The organism is Streptococcus suis (genome assembly GCF_002964045.1).
In the GTDB taxonomy this organism is placed as follows: domain Bacteria; phylum Bacillota; class Bacilli; order Lactobacillales; family Streptococcaceae; genus Streptococcus; species Streptococcus suis_U.
Map to the genome: position 1 here is coordinate 1 of NZ_POPB01000441.1, position 283 is coordinate 283.

1 protein-coding gene is annotated in these 283 nt (G+C 38.9%); it reads right to left on the reverse strand.

The window, feature by feature from the left end; all coding sequences use genetic code 11:
• Positions 1-95: 95 nt before the first annotated feature.
• On the reverse strand, positions 96-283 hold a 188-nt coding region (locus C1E99_RS11295), incomplete at its 5' end, for a helix-hairpin-helix domain-containing protein (protein WP_238146234.1).

Genomic DNA, 283 nt, shown 5'->3' on the forward strand with positions numbered 1-283 from the left:
CACTTGATATGTATATTATAAAATATAATACCGAGATTGTAAAGCATTTCGATGTATTTTTATTAGATTTTTGGGTATTATTATACCATTTAGTTTTACCTCAACTTCTCCTTAACCTTCTCCGCCACCTTATACGGCACACCAGCTTCTGCGATTTCTTGCAGGCTGGCCGACTGGATATTGCCAATAGACTTGAAATGCTTCATCAGAGCCTGTTTGCGTTTTGGTCCCAAGCCTTCTATGCCGTCCAATTTGGATGAGAAGGAATTTTTTGACCGAACCT